The 17,479-nt window shown below is 58.8% G+C and carries 15 protein-coding genes; 5 read left to right on the top strand and 10 right to left on the bottom strand.

Annotation, left to right across the window (positions count from 1 at the left end):
- The 3 genes from DW732_RS07520 to DW732_RS07510 all read right to left on the bottom strand — a co-directional run bounded on the left by DW732_RS07520 (nt 1) and on the right by DW732_RS07510 (nt 2,696).
- The gene (locus tag DW732_RS07520) at nt 1-1,725 is read right to left on the bottom strand and encodes an ABC transporter ATP-binding protein (protein WP_118099200.1); all 1,725 of its coding nucleotides are present in this window, start codon (nt 1,723-1,725) and stop codon (nt 1-3) included.
- On the bottom strand, nt 1,725-2,225 hold the full coding sequence (locus tag DW732_RS07515) for a MarR family winged helix-turn-helix transcriptional regulator (protein ID WP_118099199.1): 501 nt from the start codon (nt 2,223-2,225) through the stop codon (nt 1,725-1,727). Before DW732_RS07515 ends, DW732_RS07520 begins: the two co-directional genes overlap by 1 nt.
- 180 nt (nt 2,226-2,405) lie before the next feature.
- On the bottom strand, nt 2,406-2,696 hold the full coding sequence (locus DW732_RS07510) for a hypothetical protein (RefSeq protein WP_006235631.1): 291 nt from the start codon (nt 2,694-2,696) through the stop codon (nt 2,406-2,408).
- Nucleotides 2,697-2,991: 295 nt separating this feature from the next.
- Between DW732_RS07510 and DW732_RS07505 the strand changes: the two genes are divergently transcribed.
- Complete coding sequence (locus DW732_RS07505) at nt 2,992-3,513, top strand: nitroreductase (protein WP_118099198.1); 522 nt, start codon at nt 2,992-2,994, stop codon at nt 3,511-3,513.
- Between the two features lie 64 nt (nt 3,514-3,577).
- Here the strand turns inward: DW732_RS07505 and DW732_RS07500 are convergent, their stop codons facing one another.
- The 3 genes from DW732_RS07500 to DW732_RS07490 all read right to left on the bottom strand — a co-directional run bounded on the left by DW732_RS07500 (nt 3,578) and on the right by DW732_RS07490 (nt 6,756).
- Nucleotides 3,578-4,153 (bottom strand): hypothetical protein, encoded by a 576-nt coding sequence (locus tag DW732_RS07500; protein WP_147356369.1) that lies wholly within the window; start codon nt 4,151-4,153, stop codon nt 3,578-3,580.
- A gap of 84 nt (nt 4,154-4,237) precedes the next feature.
- Nucleotides 4,238-5,455, bottom strand: a complete 1,218-nt coding sequence (locus DW732_RS07495) for a helix-turn-helix domain-containing protein (protein ID WP_118099196.1) — start codon at nt 5,453-5,455, stop codon at nt 4,238-4,240.
- 266 nt (nt 5,456-5,721) lie between these two features.
- The gene (locus tag DW732_RS07490) at nt 5,722-6,756 is read right to left on the bottom strand and encodes a YeiH family protein (protein WP_117734862.1); all 1,035 of its coding nucleotides are present in this window, start codon (nt 6,754-6,756) and stop codon (nt 5,722-5,724) included.
- Between the two features lie 193 nt (nt 6,757-6,949).
- Between DW732_RS07490 and DW732_RS07485 the strand changes: the two genes are divergently transcribed.
- On the top strand, nt 6,950-7,651 hold the full coding sequence (locus DW732_RS07485; protein WP_233502147.1) for a GntR family transcriptional regulator: 702 nt from the start codon (nt 6,950-6,952) through the stop codon (nt 7,649-7,651).
- Nucleotides 7,652-7,771: 120 nt separating this feature from the next.
- On the opposite strand, the gene glmS is transcribed toward DW732_RS07485, so the two are convergent.
- Complete coding sequence (gene glmS / locus DW732_RS07480; protein ID WP_118099195.1) at nt 7,772-9,619, bottom strand: glutamine--fructose-6-phosphate transaminase (isomerizing); 1,848 nt, start codon at nt 9,617-9,619, stop codon at nt 7,772-7,774.
- 546 nt (nt 9,620-10,165) lie between these two features.
- Here glmS and DW732_RS07475 point away from each other — a divergent pair.
- Together DW732_RS07475 and DW732_RS07470 are read left to right on the top strand one after the other, a co-directional pair.
- Entirely contained in the window at nt 10,166-11,299 is a 1,134-nt protein-coding gene (locus tag DW732_RS07475; protein WP_233539398.1) for a LacI family DNA-binding transcriptional regulator, read from the top strand.
- 214 nt (nt 11,300-11,513) lie between these two features.
- A complete protein-coding gene (locus DW732_RS07470; RefSeq protein ID WP_118099194.1) occupies nt 11,514-12,719 on the top strand; it encodes an ATP-binding protein in 1,206 nt (401 codons plus the stop codon).
- Nucleotides 12,720-12,920: 201 nt separating this feature from the next.
- Here DW732_RS07470 and DW732_RS07465 read toward each other — a convergent pair whose 3' ends face one another.
- Nucleotides 12,921-13,571, bottom strand: a complete 651-nt coding sequence (locus tag DW732_RS07465; protein ID WP_158567380.1) for an HAD family phosphatase — start codon at nt 13,569-13,571, stop codon at nt 12,921-12,923.
- Nucleotides 13,572-13,738: 167 nt separating this feature from the next.
- On the opposite strand from DW732_RS07465, the gene DW732_RS07460 reads away from it, so the two are divergent.
- Nucleotides 13,739-14,617: an ATP-dependent sacrificial sulfur transferase LarE gene (locus tag DW732_RS07460; RefSeq protein ID WP_118099192.1), complete on the top strand. Its 879-nt coding sequence runs from the start codon at nt 13,739-13,741 to the stop codon at nt 14,615-14,617.
- A 119-nt stretch (nt 14,618-14,736) separates the two neighbouring features.
- Here DW732_RS07460 and DW732_RS07455 read toward each other — a convergent pair whose 3' ends face one another.
- Both DW732_RS07455 and DW732_RS07450 read right to left on the bottom strand, forming a co-directional pair.
- On the bottom strand, nt 14,737-16,431 hold the full coding sequence (locus DW732_RS07455; RefSeq protein ID WP_158567379.1) for an ATP-binding protein: 1,695 nt from the start codon (nt 16,429-16,431) through the stop codon (nt 14,737-14,739).
- Nucleotides 16,432-16,800: 369 nt separating this feature from the next.
- Nucleotides 16,801-17,451 carry an HAD family phosphatase gene (locus DW732_RS07450; protein WP_118099190.1) on the bottom strand — a complete coding sequence of 217 codons (651 nt, stop codon included), beginning with the start codon at nt 17,449-17,451 and terminating at the stop codon, nt 16,801-16,803.
- Between the last annotated feature and the right edge of the window lie 28 nt (nt 17,452-17,479).

Raw genomic sequence — 17,479 nt, 5'->3', positions numbered from 1 at the left:
CTACTCACCTCCCTTCATCTGCGATTCCGCGATAGCGCGGTACACCTCGCAGGTTTCCATGAGCTCGTCGTGCGTGCCTAGGCCCACGACCTCGCCGTCCTTGAGCACCACGATCTGGTTGGCATGCAAGATCGTCGAGATGCGCTGCGCGATGATGAGCACCGCAGCGTCGCGCGTCTCGTCTTGCAACGCATGGCGCAGGGCGGCATCAGTCTTAAAGTCCAGGGCCGAAAAACTGTCGTCGAAGATATATAGATCGGCATGCTTCATGAGCGCACGGGCGATGGCCAGACGTTGGCGCTGGCCGCCCGAAAAGTTCGTGCCGCCCTGCGCCACCGGGGCATCGAGCCCCTGCGGCTGATCGAGCACAAAGGTGCTCTGGGCAACCTGGAGCGCATGAAGCATGTCGGCCTCAGTCGCGTCTTCGTTGCCAAAGCGCAGATTGCTTGCCACGGTACCCGAGAACAGCCATGCCTTCTGCGGCACATAGGCAATGCGCCCGCGAATCTCACTTTGCGAAAGCTCGCGCAGATCGACGCCGTCCAGGCGAATGACGCCCTTGGTGGCATCGTGGAAGCGCAGTAGGAGCTTGGCCACCGTCGACTTGCCCGAGCCCGTCGAGCCCACAATCGCGGTCGTCTGACCGCGTCGACAAGTAAAGTTCAAATTGCACAGAGTGTCCTCGTCGGTGTCGTCAAAGCGAAACGACATGTGATCGAACACGGCGACTGCATCCGCATCGTCCTCGGAGGCAGGCGCCCCGTCACCCAGCGTACGCTCGCCATCCACGATACTCGGCTCAATCTCCAACACCTGCTGCGCACGGTTGAGGCACGCCGCGGCGCGCGGAAGCGTCAGCACCACCATCTGCGCCATCATCACAAAGAACAGAATCAGGATCGCGTACTCCAGCACGGCCGAGATGCTGCCGATTTGCATCGCATGGGCGCCCACGCGGTTGCCGCCCACCCACAGCACCGCCACCTCGGCGATGTTCATCAAAAAGAAGCTGGAGCTGTCGAGCCCCACAAACAGGTGGTTGACCTTAATGGCATTGTCCGCGTAATCGCTAAACACCTCGTCCAGGCGCTGCTCCTCATGGCGCTCCTTGTTAAACGCACGGATGACGCGCACACCCACGATGTTTTCGCGCAGCACCACGTTCATACGGTCGATAAAACTCTGCAAGCGCATAAAGATCGGAGCCGCGTTGGCAACCGTAAAGACCGCCGCAACCAGCACGATCGCAACCACGACGCCCAGAAGCATGCCCATGGCCGAATCGATGAGCCAGGCGAAGATGATGCCTGCCACCGCCAGGAACGGCACCGGCAGCACCAGCTGGATCGTCTGCAGAATCGCCTGTTGAATCACGTTGATGTCGTTGAGCGAGCGCGTGATCATCGAGCCCGTGCCAAAGCGCTCAAAGTCACTGGCAGACAGCTCGAGCGACTTGTCGTAGACGGCATTGCGGATATCGCAGGCCACGTTGGCGGCCAAGCGCGCCGAAAGATAGCAGCCCAACACCGCGCCGCCGCTGGCCATGCCGGTCGCGATAAGCATGTAGAGGCCGTTGCGCAGGATGTAGTCGACATCGCCCGTGGTGATGCCGGTGTTGACCATGTTCGCCAGCATCGTGGGAACCAACAGCGTACCGACGTTGTCGATTAGCAGCACCAACAACGTCACCGCGACAAGCCTGCGATACGGCTTCATAAACCTCATTAAGAGTCGCACGACTCCCCCTCACCTTGATTCTCGGCCTGGCTCTCGGCAGCGATATGCTGCTTAAAGGCATCGCACTCATCGCCGAGCGCATGGGAAAATTTTCCGATCAGGCGCATGATTTCGCGCTGTTCCCAGGGCTCGAGCACTTCGAAAGCCTGTTGCTCGGCTTCTTGCGCCGGCAGCGCATATTGCTCGGCAAACCGCATGCCCGCTTCGGTCAAACGCACAACCTTGTTCTTACGGCTGCCTTCGGCAAACTCCAACGTTGCAAAGCCCCGCGCCGTCAAGGTTTTAATTGCCGAGTTGATAGTCTGCTTGCTGTAGAACCATTCGCTTGTCAGACGACTCACAGCGATGCTACCGCCCGCCGTGCTGGTATCGACGAGCATCCAGTAAGCGCAGTCCGAAAGACCGCAGGCGCGCGAGAACTCCGAATAGATATGGTCGAGTCCATTGAGCAACCGGTCGAAGTCGACCAGCGTAACCGCACTATTCATCTATCCCACCATTCGATTGTCCGATTTTTGACCAATTTATGTCTTTAGATTAGTCCGAGTTTTGACTATCGTCAACAGGCGTTCCGCAAATGTTTGCACTTTTATGGCCTATCGGCAGAAAAAGACCGCCGGCGCGGGGGCAGCGCCAGCGGTCACGTGAAATTCGGGTTTTATTGCCTGTTAAGCGGCGACGGCCTCATAGACCGTAGCGCCCGAGAAGCTATCATGCAGGCTCTTGCCGGCAATCCACGGCAGCTCGACGACCTCGCAGACCGTATTGACGAGCTCGGAGCAGTCAGTAAAGTGGCCCTTGTCGTTGAGGGCCTCGCAATCCTGAACACGCCAATAGCCATCGGTGTGCGTGATGTAGTACTCGTGATCGTTGATCGACACGAAAGCGCGCGTCTTGGAACGCAGCAGCTTCAGAAATCCTTCGAAATCGGTCTCGACGACATCTCCAGCCTGGAACATGATAGTTACCTCCTGGCCCGGCGCCACCACGGCGCGTTGATAAACGTTGGTGCTCCTTTAGTAAAACCTTTATCAGAGGTTATGCGTTCGTCATTTAGGCAAGTGGTAAAAAACCGCAGGGTAGACGGGATAAAACGTTTAACCATCCCATTGGTTTGTCACATTATGAAGGTACTTTTATGCAAACCTACTTTCCCAATTGGAATCTATCCTTTTGGCCGGGCAATTGACCGTCTATCGTTTGAGCCCGACGGGTATGAACGTGGCATCTGCAACGCCACCGCAAGGAGACACCATGGAGACTATTGAAGCGCTAATCCACCGCCGCAGCTGCCGCAAATACAGCGATCGCCCTGTCGAGGCCGAGAAGCTCGCACGCATTATCGAAGCCGGTCAGTACGCGCCGAGCGGCATGGGACGCCAGCCGGTCACGTTCGTCGCCGTCACCGACCCCGCAACCGTCGAGCGCCTCTCGCAGCTCAACGCCCAAGTTATGGGTAGCGAGGGAGATCCCTTCTACGGCGCCAAGACCGTTGTGGTAGTGCTCGTCGACCGCAGCGTGCCCACACATCTGGAAGACGGCTCGCTCGCCATGGGCAACTTGCTCAACGCCGCCTATGCACTGGGTGTCGATTCGTGCTGGATTCATCGCGCCCACGAGGTTTTCGATTCGCCCGAGGGCCTGAAGCTACTGGCAAGCTGGGGCCTGCCCGCCGACGGTAGCCTACGCGGCATCGGTCACTGCATTCTGGGCTATGCCGAAGACGCGCTTCCCGAGGCAAAGCCGCGCCGCGACAACGTCGTCTACGTAAGGTAACCCAGGAGCGTCAGCAGGGGTAGCTAATTTGGGACGGGGCTATTTTAGCTACCCCTCTCGCAACTTATATTGACGTCGCCGTTGTCGTCGTTTCGTTCGTGTGAGTCGTTTCGGCTTCGCTGCTTTGTTCGTCCTCGTCCTTTTGCGCATCGGCGATGGTGGTGGCCGCCGCGACGATACCGCGTTGGGGCACAACGCCCGTCTGGGTCTGTGCGCCCTCGACAACTTCTGTGCCTGCATGCGCGAGCTCGGGCGATTTAAACATTGCGTCCAAGTTGGCGCCGCCGCCGGCGTAGCCAAGCGCAGCGAGCGCGATGACGATCGCTGCAACGACAACCACGATCGGCACGTAGCGATGCCAGCCGGCGGGATTGAGCCCGCTGCGGCGAGCCGCCCCGCGGCTGATGTAACCGAGTGTGCCGTCGTGCTTGAGCTTTGAGCCCACCACGCGCTTGCGGCCCCACAGCGACGACTCGGCCTGCATGGCCAAGCGAGCGCTTGCCGAAGGATAGCCATATTTAGTGCGCTTGAACGAGCCATCAAACCCCGAGGCGTGTTTGCCCCACGTCACCGATGTCGTGCGTCGGTTAACCGGCGCGGCGCTCCGTCTTCTGCGGCTCGGTTTTGAAGTCTCAGCCATATGCCCTCGCACGCCGTAACCAAATCGAAACAATAACGCTTTGGACTGTAGCACACGCGTCGCGCGCGGTCACGGGCGCCTCGCTCAACGGTCATCGTCCTTCAGCAAGCGCCACAGCGTTGTACGGCTTATGCCCAGCACCTCCGCCGCACGGGTTCGGTTGCCGCGTAGATGATCTACAACCAGATGCGCGATATCTCGCTCGGTATCGGCCAGCGGTCGCAGGATATACAGGTCACTTTCGAGTGTCGGGGCGCCAAAGGTTGCGGTCTTAATCACATCCTCTTGGGCGAGCACTTCCTCCGCCACAGCGCGGTCCACCGCGCCCGCCCCCACCAATATATACAGTCGTTCCGAGACCTCGCGGAGCTGCAGATAATTGCGCGGCCAGCGGTAAGCATCGAGCGTCTTCGTCGCCGCGGCGGACAGCGTGGGTGCTGCCGTCCCAAATGCATCAGCGAGATATTCCAAATAGCGCGCAACCTTTGTCGACGCGGCTCCCTGCTCGGCAATCGCCGGCGCCACGCTCACCGCACAGGCGAAGCGCTCGGTCACAAAGGCGGCTTGATCACTTTCGCTGCCGCCCGGCATGTCGTTCGCCGTCAGCACCACATGGCAGCGCGTCGCCAACGCGGTGTCGGCCATCGTGGAAACGAGCTCGCGGAGGCGCTGGGGACCAACCGCATTCCAGCCCTCAATGCAAAGGGTCAGCCCTGTTTGAAACAGCGGCGATTCGGAGCTTTTGAGCACATGGCGCCAACCCCGATCGGTGAGCTCATCGAGCGCGACGGAAACAAAGGGTTGATCGGCAAAAGGACCGTCCAGATAGAGGCGCTTGGCTATCTCGACCTGACCCGCCCCCAGCTCGCCCTCGAGCATAAGGGGCACTCCGCGCGCGTAGCTCTCGGCGACCGGCGCAGCCATCGAGGCCGCCCCCTCAACGATGCCGTACGCGCTCGATTCGTAGCGGGCCTCAACTTCGTCGGCATTGAGCCATTCGATGCCCGCATGTGCCGCGGCGCCGCGCACCTCGCGGACCACGGCGACCCAAAGCCCCCCGCCCTCTTTGTCGGTGGGGCGAACGGTCAGGCTCAGGCGCGCACCCGCACGTCCCATAACCAGACGCGCGCCGTCTCCTATACGGTCGAGGCGCTCAGCGACAAAAGCCGCCACATCCCGCTCAAGAGCCGCGTCATTCATGGTAGAAATCGCGACGTCCCCCCGCGCATCGATTGCCAATGCCGAGGCCCCGGCAGCAGCCAGGGCCTCGGTCAAGATGTTCAGCTTGGAATCGCTATCCATGATTTGCCCCTGTCCGCGGCGATGTGCAACCGCCGACGGTCGCACGACCGAGTGTTTCAAAATTGAACGATATTGCTCACCAAACACTATAGGGCAGAAAGCGCCGTCCTGCGAGTATAGGTGTTGCCCCGCATCGCCATCCTGGCGGGGCGATAAGAGCTCTTCGGGACCTATCAACCTGCGGACAAGCCATACCCGCAAGAGCTCCTATCGCTCCACCGCAGGCATGCGCTCACCAGCAGCCAACACGCAAACTGGCTACTTCTCTACCAGATTCCCAGCACGTACTGCATTCCCAAGCTCATGCACGCAATGCCAATCCAGCAGCAAAGGCCCAGCGCAATGGGCTTACCGCCCTTTTTGACCAGCTCAACGATATCGGTATTGAAACCAATAGCCGCCATGGCCATCACGATAAAGAACTTCGAAAGCTCCTTGATAGGTGCCGTAACGGACGCGGGAAGCTGAAGCACCGTGGTGATCACGCTCGCCAGCACGAAGAACAGCACAAACATGGGAAACGCGCGTTTAAGCGAGAACGTGCTTTTGGCGTCGCCGCCAGCCTTGCGCGCTAGATGCATCTGCCAGCATGCGAGGACCAACGTAATGGGAATAATGGCCAGCGTCCTGGTGAGCTTGACCACCGTGGCGCTCTCGAGCACATTGGCACCGGGATGCATGCTGTCCCAGGCGCTCGCCGCAGCCGTTACCGACGAGGTGTCGTTGATGGCGGTGCCGGCAAACATGCCAAAGCCCTCGTTGGTCAGCCCGAGCATGCCGCCGAGCGTCGGAAACACGAGCGCCGCGATAACGTTAAACAGGAAGATGACCGAAATAGCCTGGGCAATCTCGCGATCGTCGGCATCGATGACGGGTGCGGTCGCGGCGATGGCAGAACCGCCGCAAATCGACGAACCCACACCCACAAGCGTCGCGATCTTGCTCGGCACGTTCATGACGCGGCAGAGCACGAAGGCGGCAACAAGCGAGGTCGAGATCGTCGCCACGATAATCGGCAGCGACTGGGCGCCCTTGGACAGAATCTGCGAGAGGTTCATGCCAAAGCCAAGCAGGATAACCGCGTACTGCAAGATCTTTTTGGATGTATAGGTGACGCCAGCAGCGAGCGGTTCGCGACGATTCTTGGGAAAGACGAGAGCCAGGACCATGCCAAAGAGGATGGCAAATACCGGCCCGCCAACCACCTCGATCTGCTTGCCGAGCAGCGTTGCGGGAATGGCGATGATCAGGCAGAACAAGACGCCCTTCCAGCGCTCGCGTACGATATTTGCCAGTTGCATATGGGATTCCTTCTTCCTATTTCACGTTTGCGACGACTTACGATACGACAACGCTAAGCGCAATCCCGCGCAAACGCAGGAAAAAATGTCGCAAAAGTTATCGGGCGGCGATTGAATTACCCACCGCGGAGGGCTGACTCGCGGCATAATAAACAACTGACATATGAGTGTGAATGAACGGTTGCGAGGCGCTATGGAAGAATCGATGCACATCGGCGAGCAAGAAGCGAGCCTACAGGACCAGTCCTACCACACCATTCGACGCAAAATCGTCTACCTGGACTACAAGCCGGGCGAGAAGCTGGGCGTTAAACAGCTTTGCGACGACCTGGATATGGGGCGCACCCCTGTGCGCGAAGCGTTGGTGCGTCTGGCGCAAGAGGGCTTGGTGCGCACCGTGCCCCAAAGCGGCACCTATGTCTCGCCCATCAACCTTACCCTTGCCGAGAGTGCCTGCTACATTCGCGAGCACCTGGAAAAGCAGGTGATCGTGGAGTGCTGCGCGCGTGCCACCTCGGTGGGCATCGAGCAGCTCGACCGCGCCATCGTGCTGCAGGAAAAGGCGATGGCCGAAGAGGATCGCATCGGCTTTTTTTTGAGCGACAATCTCATGCATCGCATGATCTTTAGCATCGCATGCCGCAGCACCGTGTGGTCGTGGCTCGAGGAGACCAATGCCGACCTAGAGCGCTTCCGCTGGCTGCGCGCCGCCACGCAGACGCTCGACAAGCAGGAGATTGTTAACGAGCACAAGCAAATCCGCCGCGCTATTGCCGGACGCGACCCCATCGAGGCGCGCTTTTTGGTGAGCAAGCACCTGCACATGATGTTCCGCAACCAGACCGAGATTCTGGACCAGTATCCCGAGTACTTCGAGACCAGCAAGCTCCGCTAACCTGCCAAAACCACCACAAAGGGGACAGGCACCTTTGTGGTGGTTTCTCCGTACAAAAAGGCCCGGCTCCGTCTGATGACGCGGAGCCGGGCCTTGGCTGTTGGAACGCCGGAACATCCGCTACTCGACAGTAACGCTTTTCGCCAGGTTTCGGGGTTGGTCGACGTCGCATCCGCGCAGGATGGCGACCTCGCGGGCGAGCAGCTGCAGCGGGACGCTCGCCGTGATGGGGCTGAACACGTCGCGGACTGCCGGCACGCGGATGATGCAATCGGCGATCTTGTTGATCTCCTCGTCGCCCTCAGTGGCAACGACGATGACCTTGGCACCCCGCGCCTTGCACTCCATAAGGTTCGACACGGTCTTGTCGTAGGTGGCGCTCTTGGTGGCCACGGCGATGACAGGGAAGCCCGGGTCGATCAGGGCGATGGGGCCGTGCTTCATCTCACCGGCGGCGTAGGCCTCGGCGTGCAGGTAGCTGACCTCTTTGAGCTTGAGCGCGCCCTCGTAGGAGATAGCGGCACCCATGCCACGGCCCACGAACAGCGCCGATTGCGCGTCCTTGCACAGCAGGGCGGCCTCGTGCACGGCCTCGGTCTGCGTGTCCAGAATCCACTGGATCTGCTCTGCCGTATCGGAAAGCTCGCGGAACAGCATGCGCGCCTGCTTGGTGGTCAGGCGGTACTTGACCTGCGCCAGCAGCAGCGCCAGCAGCGTCAGGCTCACAACCTGGCCGATAAAGCTCTTGGTCGAGGCGACCGCGATCTCCTTGTTGGCCTTGGTATAGATGACGCCGTCGCTCTCGCGCGCCACCGGGCTGCCCACCACGTTGGTGATGCCGAAGACCTTGGCACCCTTGATGCGCGCGTCGCGAATGGCGGCAAGGGTATCGGCCGTCTCGCCCGACTGGGACACGGCCACAACAAGCGTCGTCGGCGTGATGATGGGGTTGCGGTAGCGGAACTCGCTTGCCGCCTCGACCTCGGTAGGAATACGAGCCCAGCCCTCAATGAGATTCTTAGCAATGAGGCCAGCGTGATAGCTGGTGCCGCAAGCGATCACGTAGACGCGGTCGATGTCGTTGAGCTCCTCGAGCGAAAGGCCCAGCTCGTCGATGTCGAGCTCGCCGGCTGGCGTCATACGACCGACCAGCGTGTCGCGCACGACGCGCGGCTGCTCGTGGATTTCCTTGAGCATGAAGTCGGGATAACCGCCCTTTTCGGCCATGTCCAGATCCCAGTCGATGTGAGTGACCTTGGGCTCGATAACATTGCCGGCCTCGTCGGTGTATTCGACGCCTGCGGGCGTGAGCTTGGCAAACTGACCGTCCTCGAGCACCACGACATCGCGGGTGGCGTCGATGAGTGCAATGACGTCGGAGGCGACATAGGCACCGGTCTCGCCTGCGCCGACCACAATCGGGGAATCCTTGCGGGCTACGGCGATCACGCGGGGCTCGTCAGCGCACACGGCGGCCAGACCATAGGCACCGACCACGTGGGTGCAAGCCTCGCGCACGGAGGCCATCAGGTCGTGTGTCTCGGCATAGGCCTCTTCGATCAGATGCGCGAAGACCTCGGTATCGGTCTCGCTCTTAAAGTGGTGGCCGCGGCCCTCCAGCTCTTCGCGCAGCTCAGCGAAGTTCTCGATGATGCCGTTGTGGACGATGGCGATACGACCGTCGCAGCTGGTGTGGGGATGGGCGTTAACGACGGAGGGCTTGCCGTGGGTAGCCCAGCGGGTATGGCCGATGCCGCAGGTAGCGTCGCTGTCGATATTGGAAAGCTCGCTCTCCAGGCCCGCGACCTTGCCCACGCGGCGGATGACGTCGAGGTGAGCCGCGGCGCCCTCGCCCACCTCGAGCGCAACGCCCGAGGAGTCATAGCCACGATATTCCATGCGCTTGAGGCCCGTGACCAGGATGTTCTTTGCAATATCAGAGCCGGTGTAGCCGACAATTCCGCACATAGGATAAATCCCTTCGTTCGCGTGACTGCAAGACGTCCACGCACAGGGGGCGCTGAGACGTATAACGTTCGAGTATTGTACTCACGCAAGCGCAAGCTGATATACCAGAAGTGGTATCTCAACTTAGATACCACCCGATGCACACACCTCACCACCACAAAGGGGACAGGCACCTTTGTGGTGGTTTGGGCCGGGGCGGCGGCCTATCCCGGCGAAAGATCTCGATCTGTAACATCTGGGCCGCAATAAGCCGGCTTAGTGTTACAGGTCGAGACGTTACGGTTCGGCCCCTGCACTATGTCTCAATCTGTAACAGGTGGAGGCGGTTTTGCCGTCCAGATGTTACAGATCGAGACAATTGAAGGCCCGGGCGTCTCAAACCACCACAAAGGTGCCTGTCCCCTTCGTGGTGGTCGCGCTGGCAACGGCGTTTGCCCAGATAAAACCTGCCAAAATTAACCTGTCCCTAATTGGCAGGTTTTGACACCCTAGGGGCGGGCGATGCTACAATCTGCCTTGTACTTGAAACGCATCAAAGGGGCCGCTATGGCAAAGGTGAAAATCAGCGACGTCGCGCGCGAAGCGGGGGTCTCGCTGGGCACGGTATCCAACGCGCTCAACCACCCCGAAAAGCTGCGCCCCGAGACCCTCAAACTCATCAACGAGACCATCAATCGCCTGGGCTACCTGCCCAACCAAAGCGCCCGCCAGCTCGCAGGCGGCACCACCAAGTCCTTTGGCTTGGTTCTCCCCCGCCTCGACCACGGCTTCTCGCTCCAAATTGCCAGCGGCGCCCATAACGAGGCGCGCAAACACGGTTACGACCTGCTCATCGCCAACGCCGATAACGACGACATTCTCGAGGACCATTACCTGCGCTATTTTATGGGCACGCAGATGTCCGGCGTCATGGTTCAGCCCATGGCGTCCCCCGATTGGCACCCCGCCATGACCAAGATTCCCGTCCCCATCGTCCATCTGGACGTCCATTGTTCAGAACCCGGTTACTACGTGGCCGCCGACAACGAGGCACAGGGGCGCATTATCGCCGAGCTCGCCATCGCCCGCGACGCACGCCGTATCACCGTTGTGGGCAGAGCGGCATTTATGCAGCTCACCCTGCGCGTCCTTGGCATCCACAAAGCACTTGCCCTGCATCCCGATATCAAAATTGAGGTCATCGATGCCGGAGAGTGGAATGCCGCAGCCGACGGCTACGGCATCGGTACCCAGATTGCCGAACGCCCTGCTGACGAGCGCCCCGATTTTGTCATCGGCCTGACCGACGTATTGGCCTCGGGCGTTATCTCGGCGCTGACCGACAAAGGCATCTTCGTCCCCGAGCAGGTCCGTGTGGCCGGCTGCGACGGCAACCCCCTTGCATGGAGCGGGTCGGTTCCCCTTACCACCGTGGCGCCGCCGGGCTATGAAATTGGCCGCAAGGGCGTGCAGCTGCTCATGGAACAAATCGAGGATAAACCTGTCGCCAAGACCAAACGAGTCCGCATCGGCTCCGCCGCGCGCACCGTCACCACGGTCACGGCCAGCGAGGACATTAACCGTCAGGAGCTCGTGCGTCCCTTCTTGCTCGAGCGCGTAAGCACCCAAAATGCCAAGCCGCACCCGACGGGCCAACCCATGGTCCCGACAACCGACATCAACCTGGGCGCCTACTTGTAACAAAAAAACGCCGAAACGGAAACAGGCCCGCTGCGGCGTTTTTTACTGGCCCCATGCGCCCCCCGTTTAGCCGGACCTGCGGTTACGGATATTTATGGAATGTAATCCAATTTTCATTAACTTTTTTGTTAAAATAGACTCAATTCCATTTTTTTAGATATTTCCTATAAGTATTGATTTTGCTCCAGTTTTTTCTCGCCAAGAAAGGGGTTTCATGAATCTGATTGATCGCAAACAGTACCTCGACTGGCTCATTTCGTGGAAAGACTCGCACGTCATCAAGGTCGTTTCGGGCGTGCGAAGGTCCGGCAAATCAAAGCTATTCGAAATCTACCGTAGCTACCTGCGCGATCATGGAATCACAGGTGACCAGGTTATATCCCTCAACTTTGAAGACCTGGAGTTCGAGTCGCTTACGTCATATAGAGCACTCTACGACTACATTTCCGCCAGACTCGTCCCCGATAAGATGAACTACGTTTTTCTGGACGAGATACAGCACGTCGAGCATTTCGAAAAAGCCGTCGACAGTCTTTTTATCAAGGACAATGTCGACCTCTACATAACCGGTTCCAACGCCTATCTGCTCTCGAGCGAGCTGGCTACTTTGCTCTCCGGTCGCTACGTAGAGCTCAAGATGCTGCCCCTATCCTTTAAAGAGTTTTGCTCGGCAAAAACCAATGACGGAAAGGCTCCCGCGCAGTTGTTTGACGAGTACATCACCCGGGGCTCTTTTCCCTTTATCGCCGAGACGGGTATTCTGGGACCCCAGGCGCGCGATTATCTTATGAGCCTCTACGATACCATCGTCATACGCGACGTTATCGAACGCCTGAAGGTCTCGGACGTCCCGACCCTGCGCGATATCACCAAGTTCCTACTCCATAGCATTGGAAACCGGATCTCGATTAAAAAAATCTCCGACACGCTCTCGTCCAACGGCAACAAAACCGACCAGAAAACCGTAGCCAAGTACCTCAAAGGCTTAACAGACAGCCTTGTGCTGTACTTTGCTCCGCGCTATAACGTGCGCGGTCGGCAGCTTCTTTCAACAAACGGCAAATACTACGCCGTTGACCTTGGACTTAGAGGCGCTCTTGTCAAAACCCAAAGCAGCGATATCGGTCATATCCTCGAAAATGTTGTTTATCTCGAGCTCCTACGCCGTGGATACGACGTCTACGTGGGCGATATCGACGGCGGGGAAATCGATTTTGTTGCCCTAAACTCAGACGAGACAGCCTATTTTCAGGTTTCAGCCACAACGCTCGACGAAACCACCCTCAATCGAGAGTTGGCCCCCTTTAAGAAAGTCCGAGACAACTACCCCAAGACGCTTCTTACGCTCGACACGCTGTTTGCGGACGCGAACTACGAAGGAGTCCGCAAGCGCAACGTGATCGACTGGCTCCTTGAGTAACTTGTAGCGTCATAACCCTCCGCCAGCTCCTTACCAAGGCCGCAGCCCCAGTCGCTTAAAGCACAATGCCCCTCTTATCGGCCAAAACAGCAATCTTGGCGTGATAAGAGGGGCTGACTGCGTCAGCGCCTCCACGCAGGCGCCGTTGCCGCCACCGTCCCGCGGGATCGGGCGCGGGACATGGCGACTCGCGTACAAACGCTAGCGCACGGCCTTGACCGCTGCCGGCAGATCGAACAGCGTATCGAGCACGGCCTCGCAGCCATCCACCACGTCCTGCGGCAGCGGCACGATATCGGGAACGGCAAAGACGTGGCAGCCGGCCGTGATGCCCGAGACGCAGCCGTTGCGCGAATCCTCGACCACAGCGCACTCCTCGGGAGCAAAGCCCGCGCGCTCGCAGGCGAGCAGGTACATCTCGGGATCGGGCTTGCCGTGCACAACGTCCTCGCCGCAGGTCACCGTCTCAAACTTATCAAAGAGGCCGACCATCTTAAGGTTGCGCTCGGCGGTAACATGGCGCGACGACGTCGCAAGACCCACGTGATAGCCCGCAGCCAGCAGCTCGTCGAGGCACTCGGCGGCACCGGCCTTAAGCTCCAGATCGGTCTTGACCATCTCGTCGCGAATCTCCCTATGGCGACGATAAATTGCCTCAGAGATTTCGCGGCTGCCGTAATGCTCATCAAGGATGTCCATGACATCGGGCAGCGTACGACCGATAAACTGATGGATCAGCGCATCATCAATCGCGAATCCCAGCTCGGCCGCGCCCGCCTTCCACGCCTTGATACCCAAACGCTCGGTATCGACCAGCGTTCCGTCCATGTCAAAAATAACAGCCTTGATCATATCGGTCCCCTCACCGGATTGCATTACTGCCACTCTACCGCACTTTACAAACTTGTATATAACGTATATAGCATATTGCGCTTTCGTTACATAGATAGAAGTCTTATGACAAGCGGCTCGGTAGGATTATAGTTTTCGACCGAGTACTCAACGGCAAGGATCGATTCATGCTTTCAGACACCACCGCACCTGCAGAGGAGCTTCAGGACAAACTCGCAGCGCTCGAGCAGCTGCTTTTGGCATATGGACGCGTCACCATCGGCTTTTCCGGCGGCGTTGACAGCAGCTTTTTGGCCGCCGTATGCGCCCGCATCATGCCTGCCGACACGCTTCTCGTTCACCTCACCACGCCGCTCATCGGCACGCCCGAGCAGGCTTCGTTTGAGCGGGCGGTTGACGGGCAGGCCAATGAGGGGCCGCATTTTAAGCTCCCCGTGCTCAATCTTTCGGTCGATCAGCTGCGGCTCCCCCAAGTAGCCTGCAACGATGCTAATCGCTGCTACCACTGTAAGCACGCCGGCTTTACCGCCATCGTCAACCACGCCAAGTCGCTGGGCTTTCCCACCGTCATCGACGGCAGCAACGCAAGCGACCGCGGTGACTACCGCCCCGGCATGCGCGCTGCCGAGGAACTCGGCGTGCGCTCCCCTCTCATGGAGGTCGGCTTTACCAAGGACGAAGAGCGCGAGTTGCTGCGCGCCTGGGGATACCCCGTCTGGAACCTGCCGGCAGGAGCCTGCCTGGCCACGCGCGTCCCCACGGGCGAGGAGCTCACGCGCGAGAAGGTCGATGCAATCCGCACCTGTGAGGACTACCTGCACGACCTTGGCCTGGACCAGGTCCGCGCACGCCTCGTCGGCGGCTGCATGCATATCGAGGCCGCGCCGGCAGACGTCGCCAAGATCGCCGCCCTCGGCAGTACCGCGGTCAACGACGAGGGCAAGGCCCCGCTTCCCGTCGCCATCGAATCTGCCCTGCGCAACCTAGGCTGCGGTCATATCTCCCCCGAGGTAACCCCCTACATCCACGGCAACATGAACCAATAACCCACCAAAAAGGGACAGGTTTATTTTGGCAGGTTTTATCTGGGGAAATATCGCAGGGCAACCGCCTCTCTAGCATCCATCTATCTTTGAGAGACACTAGAGAGGCGACTCAGCCACATCTACCTCTTCCGATAGCGGCGGTTGCGGCTCGTCGATGAACCCATTACTTCAATGAGTCCTTTATCCGCCATTTTTGGCAGATGGTAACGGACGGACGAAATCTTGACCCCCGATGCAACCGCTATTTCTCGCGCCGTCATATCCATTCCGGCGCTGAGAGCCTCCAGGATCCTATCCGCCGTCGAAGCTGACAATTCTCTGCTCATATCGATAATTTCAAACGTGTCTTTGCCACATTTTGACAGGACATGTTTATCGACAAGGCCCCCGCAGATCAGGCGAATGTCATCCGAATCCCACTTCAAAGCCTCTCGTATTTTTTGAACATCGCATACGCACCCATGCTCCCGCATAAACATAGGCAATGTTTCCTCGCGATGCGTCAGTTCGGTGTCCACATGGCCCTGAATCCACATGCGGTTTTCAGCAAGCTCCGCCCCGTGCCGGGAAAGCAGCACCGTAAACGAATCGGCCTTAACGATAAATTTCGGCCTGCCAAGCGAACGAGACTCCATCTCGCGAATCATAGCCGGGATGCCAGATCCCTGACTTTCCGCAACAGCCCCCTCAGTATGCTCTAACGGCGTCGCCCCCATCAGACTCATGAGCTTTGGGTTTCGGCAGCGCGATTCCCCGTCCGCAAGATTGTCCACTGTCTTTCCGCCCCAAAGCCCGCCGGGGTTTTTGATCTCTATTCTGTCTTGGTAGATATCGACGCTCACGGCCTGCCCCACAAACATGGGCGAATACTCTCGATGGATGCAGGCATTCGCCAAGGCCTCGCGCAAAACCTCCTGGGGTACTTCCCAATCTTCCCTTCTACCAGCGCCTCGCACTATCGCCGCTTTGCGCAAGTTTCGTCCGATCGCAGCGAGGGCATCTTCGATGCAAGCCGGAATCGGGCCATCGCACAACTGGCGGTCAATAAACCGGGGTTGCCCAGGAGCAGATTTTTCCACATCGGAATGAACGGCGACATCGATCATCAGCTTGGGATAGAACTGCTGGGGGTAAATTCCCGCCGACAGCAGCCCCGCGAGCTTCACAGCTCCATCCTTTGTAGTGATATTGAGTCTGGCCAGCTGCTTTTCCAGCGTATCGGCCCCGCGCAAAACGCGCGGGGTCTGCAGCCGGCGATTTGCGATAATGGACCGCACGACATCTGGATCCAAATCCTCGACTGTTGCCTCCGAAACCACCGTACCGTCTGCATCACTCGGAAGCAACGCACTCTGTAGCTCATATAGATCAGCGGGCGACATCTTGATATCTTTATCATCCACGCGCTTGTAGCTACCGTTCTGCACGCCGCGCGCGCCGATATAGCATGGCTTCGCTTTGAGCTCAAGTTCAAAGATGCGCACCAGAAGTACCTGGAGCCCGTCAACCTCGCCTCGATCAAGCTCATACCGTGGCGCATGGGTCACCACCGCCGCTGAGCCTCCGTCTCCGATACCCGAAACAAACTGGTCGCGTACCCTGTCGATAGCAAAGTTGGCAGAAGGAACAAATCCTTTGGCTTCGTTCAGACCCAAAATAATGAGCCCGCCCGCAGTGTTCGCAAAAGCACTCACTGTCTCCCATACGTCTGCACTCAATTTATTCGTGCAGGCTTTAACTTCTACCGATGCGTCATCGGTCCCCCGCCTGCGAAGGCGCTCAACGATAAGGCCAAGAGGTTCATCCAACAGCATTGGCATTCCGTCTCTCTAAAACAATAGATTTATCTCTCTAAAGCTTAGTATATCTCTCTAACTTTAGAGAGATGAGCACCTTCTTTTAGAGAGAAATTTAGAGAGATGTATCGAATTCACTGCTAGATTACCTAAGGCCATCTCTCTAACCGACGTTCTCTTTAGAGAGACGTTTAGAGAGACGAGCGCATCTCTCTAACCATGGGCTCCGCTCTTTAAAGCGTACACATCCCAACCGTGCCATAAGTTGCGGCGGGCATTACCCCGCCAACCCGCCAAAAGAGGACGGGTTTATTTTGGCAGGTTTTATCTGGGAAAACGCAAGCGAGGCCACGCCGAAGCCACCGTCATCAGCCTCGGCGCATACCTTTAGCGCACGGCCCTGACCGCCGCCGTCAGATCGAACAGCGTATCGAGCACAGCCTCGCAGCCATCCACCACGTCCTGCGGCAGCGGCACGATGTCGGGAACGGCAAAGACATGGCAGCCGGCCGCGATGCCAGAGACGCAGCCGTTGCGTGAGTCCTCGACCACCGCACATTCCTCGGGAGCAAAGCCCGCGCGCTCGCAGGCGAGCAGGTAGATCTCGGGATCGGGCTTGCCGTTCAGGGTATCCTCGTTGCAGGTCACCGTCTCAAACCTATCAAAGAGGCCGACCGTCTTAAGGTTGCGCTCGGCCGCAACGCGGCGCGACGACGTCGCAAGGCCCACGTGATAGCCCGCAGCCAGCAGTTCGTCCAGGCACTCGGCGGCGCCGGCCTTAAGCTCCAGATCGGTCTTGACCATCTCGTCGAGAGCATCCCTGTAGTGGGCTTCGACCGTCTCGACGATTTCGCGGCTGCCATAATGCTCCTCAAGGATGTCCCTGACATCGGGCATCGAGCGACCGATAAACTGATGGACCAGCGCATCGTCAATCGCGATCCCCAGCTCGGCAGCGCCCGCCTTCCATGCCCTCATGTCCAAACGCTCGGTATCGATCAGCGTTCCGTCCATGTCAAAAATGACAGCCTTGATCATATCGACCCCCTTCGCCGGCTTGCGTTAC

The sequence above is a fragment of the Collinsella sp. AM28-11LB genome (genome assembly GCF_003469895.1).
Classification (GTDB): domain Bacteria; phylum Actinomycetota; class Coriobacteriia; order Coriobacteriales; family Coriobacteriaceae; genus Collinsella.
This window is presented reverse-complemented; position numbering and strand designations above follow the sequence as displayed.

What these genes read in the sequence shown, in the direction of transcription:
- DW732_RS07475 (WP_233539398.1), top strand. Translation starts at nt 10,166, where the DNA reads ATGGCAAAGGTGAAAATCAGCGACGTCGCGCGCGAAGCGGGGGTCTCG.
- DW732_RS07465 (WP_158567380.1), bottom strand. Translation starts at nt 13,571, where the DNA reads ATGATCAAGGCTGTTATTTTTGACATGGACGGAACGCTGGTCGATACC.
- DW732_RS07515 (WP_118099199.1), bottom strand. Translation starts at nt 2,225, where the DNA reads ATGAATAGTGCGGTTACGCTGGTCGACTTCGACCGGTTGCTCAATGGA.
- DW732_RS07500 (WP_147356369.1), bottom strand. Translation starts at nt 4,153, where the DNA reads ATGGCTGAGACTTCAAAACCGAGCCGCAGAAGACGGAGCGCCGCGCCG.
- glmS (WP_118099195.1), bottom strand. Translation starts at nt 9,619, where the DNA reads ATGTGCGGAATTGTCGGCTACACCGGCTCTGATATTGCAAAGAACATC.
- DW732_RS07460 (WP_118099192.1), top strand. Translation starts at nt 13,739, where the DNA reads ATGCTTTCAGACACCACCGCACCTGCAGAGGAGCTTCAGGACAAACTC.
- DW732_RS07485 (WP_233502147.1), top strand. Translation starts at nt 6,950, where the DNA reads ATGGAAGAATCGATGCACATCGGCGAGCAAGAAGCGAGCCTACAGGAC.
- DW732_RS07495 (WP_118099196.1), bottom strand. Translation starts at nt 5,455, where the DNA reads ATGGATAGCGATTCCAAGCTGAACATCTTGACCGAGGCCCTGGCTGCT.
- DW732_RS07505 (WP_118099198.1), top strand. Translation starts at nt 2,992, where the DNA reads ATGGAGACTATTGAAGCGCTAATCCACCGCCGCAGCTGCCGCAAATAC.
- DW732_RS07450 (WP_118099190.1), bottom strand. Translation starts at nt 17,451, where the DNA reads ATGATCAAGGCTGTCATTTTTGACATGGACGGAACGCTGATCGATACC.
- DW732_RS07520 (WP_118099200.1), bottom strand. Translation starts at nt 1,725, where the DNA reads ATGAGGTTTATGAAGCCGTATCGCAGGCTTGTCGCGGTGACGTTGTTG.
- DW732_RS07510 (WP_006235631.1), bottom strand. Translation starts at nt 2,696, where the DNA reads ATGTTCCAGGCTGGAGATGTCGTCGAGACCGATTTCGAAGGATTTCTG.
- DW732_RS07490 (WP_117734862.1), bottom strand. Translation starts at nt 6,756, where the DNA reads ATGCAACTGGCAAATATCGTACGCGAGCGCTGGAAGGGCGTCTTGTTC.
- DW732_RS07455 (WP_158567379.1), bottom strand. Translation starts at nt 16,431, where the DNA reads ATGCTGTTGGATGAACCTCTTGGCCTTATCGTTGAGCGCCTTCGCAGG.
- DW732_RS07470 (WP_118099194.1), top strand. Translation starts at nt 11,514, where the DNA reads ATGAATCTGATTGATCGCAAACAGTACCTCGACTGGCTCATTTCGTGG.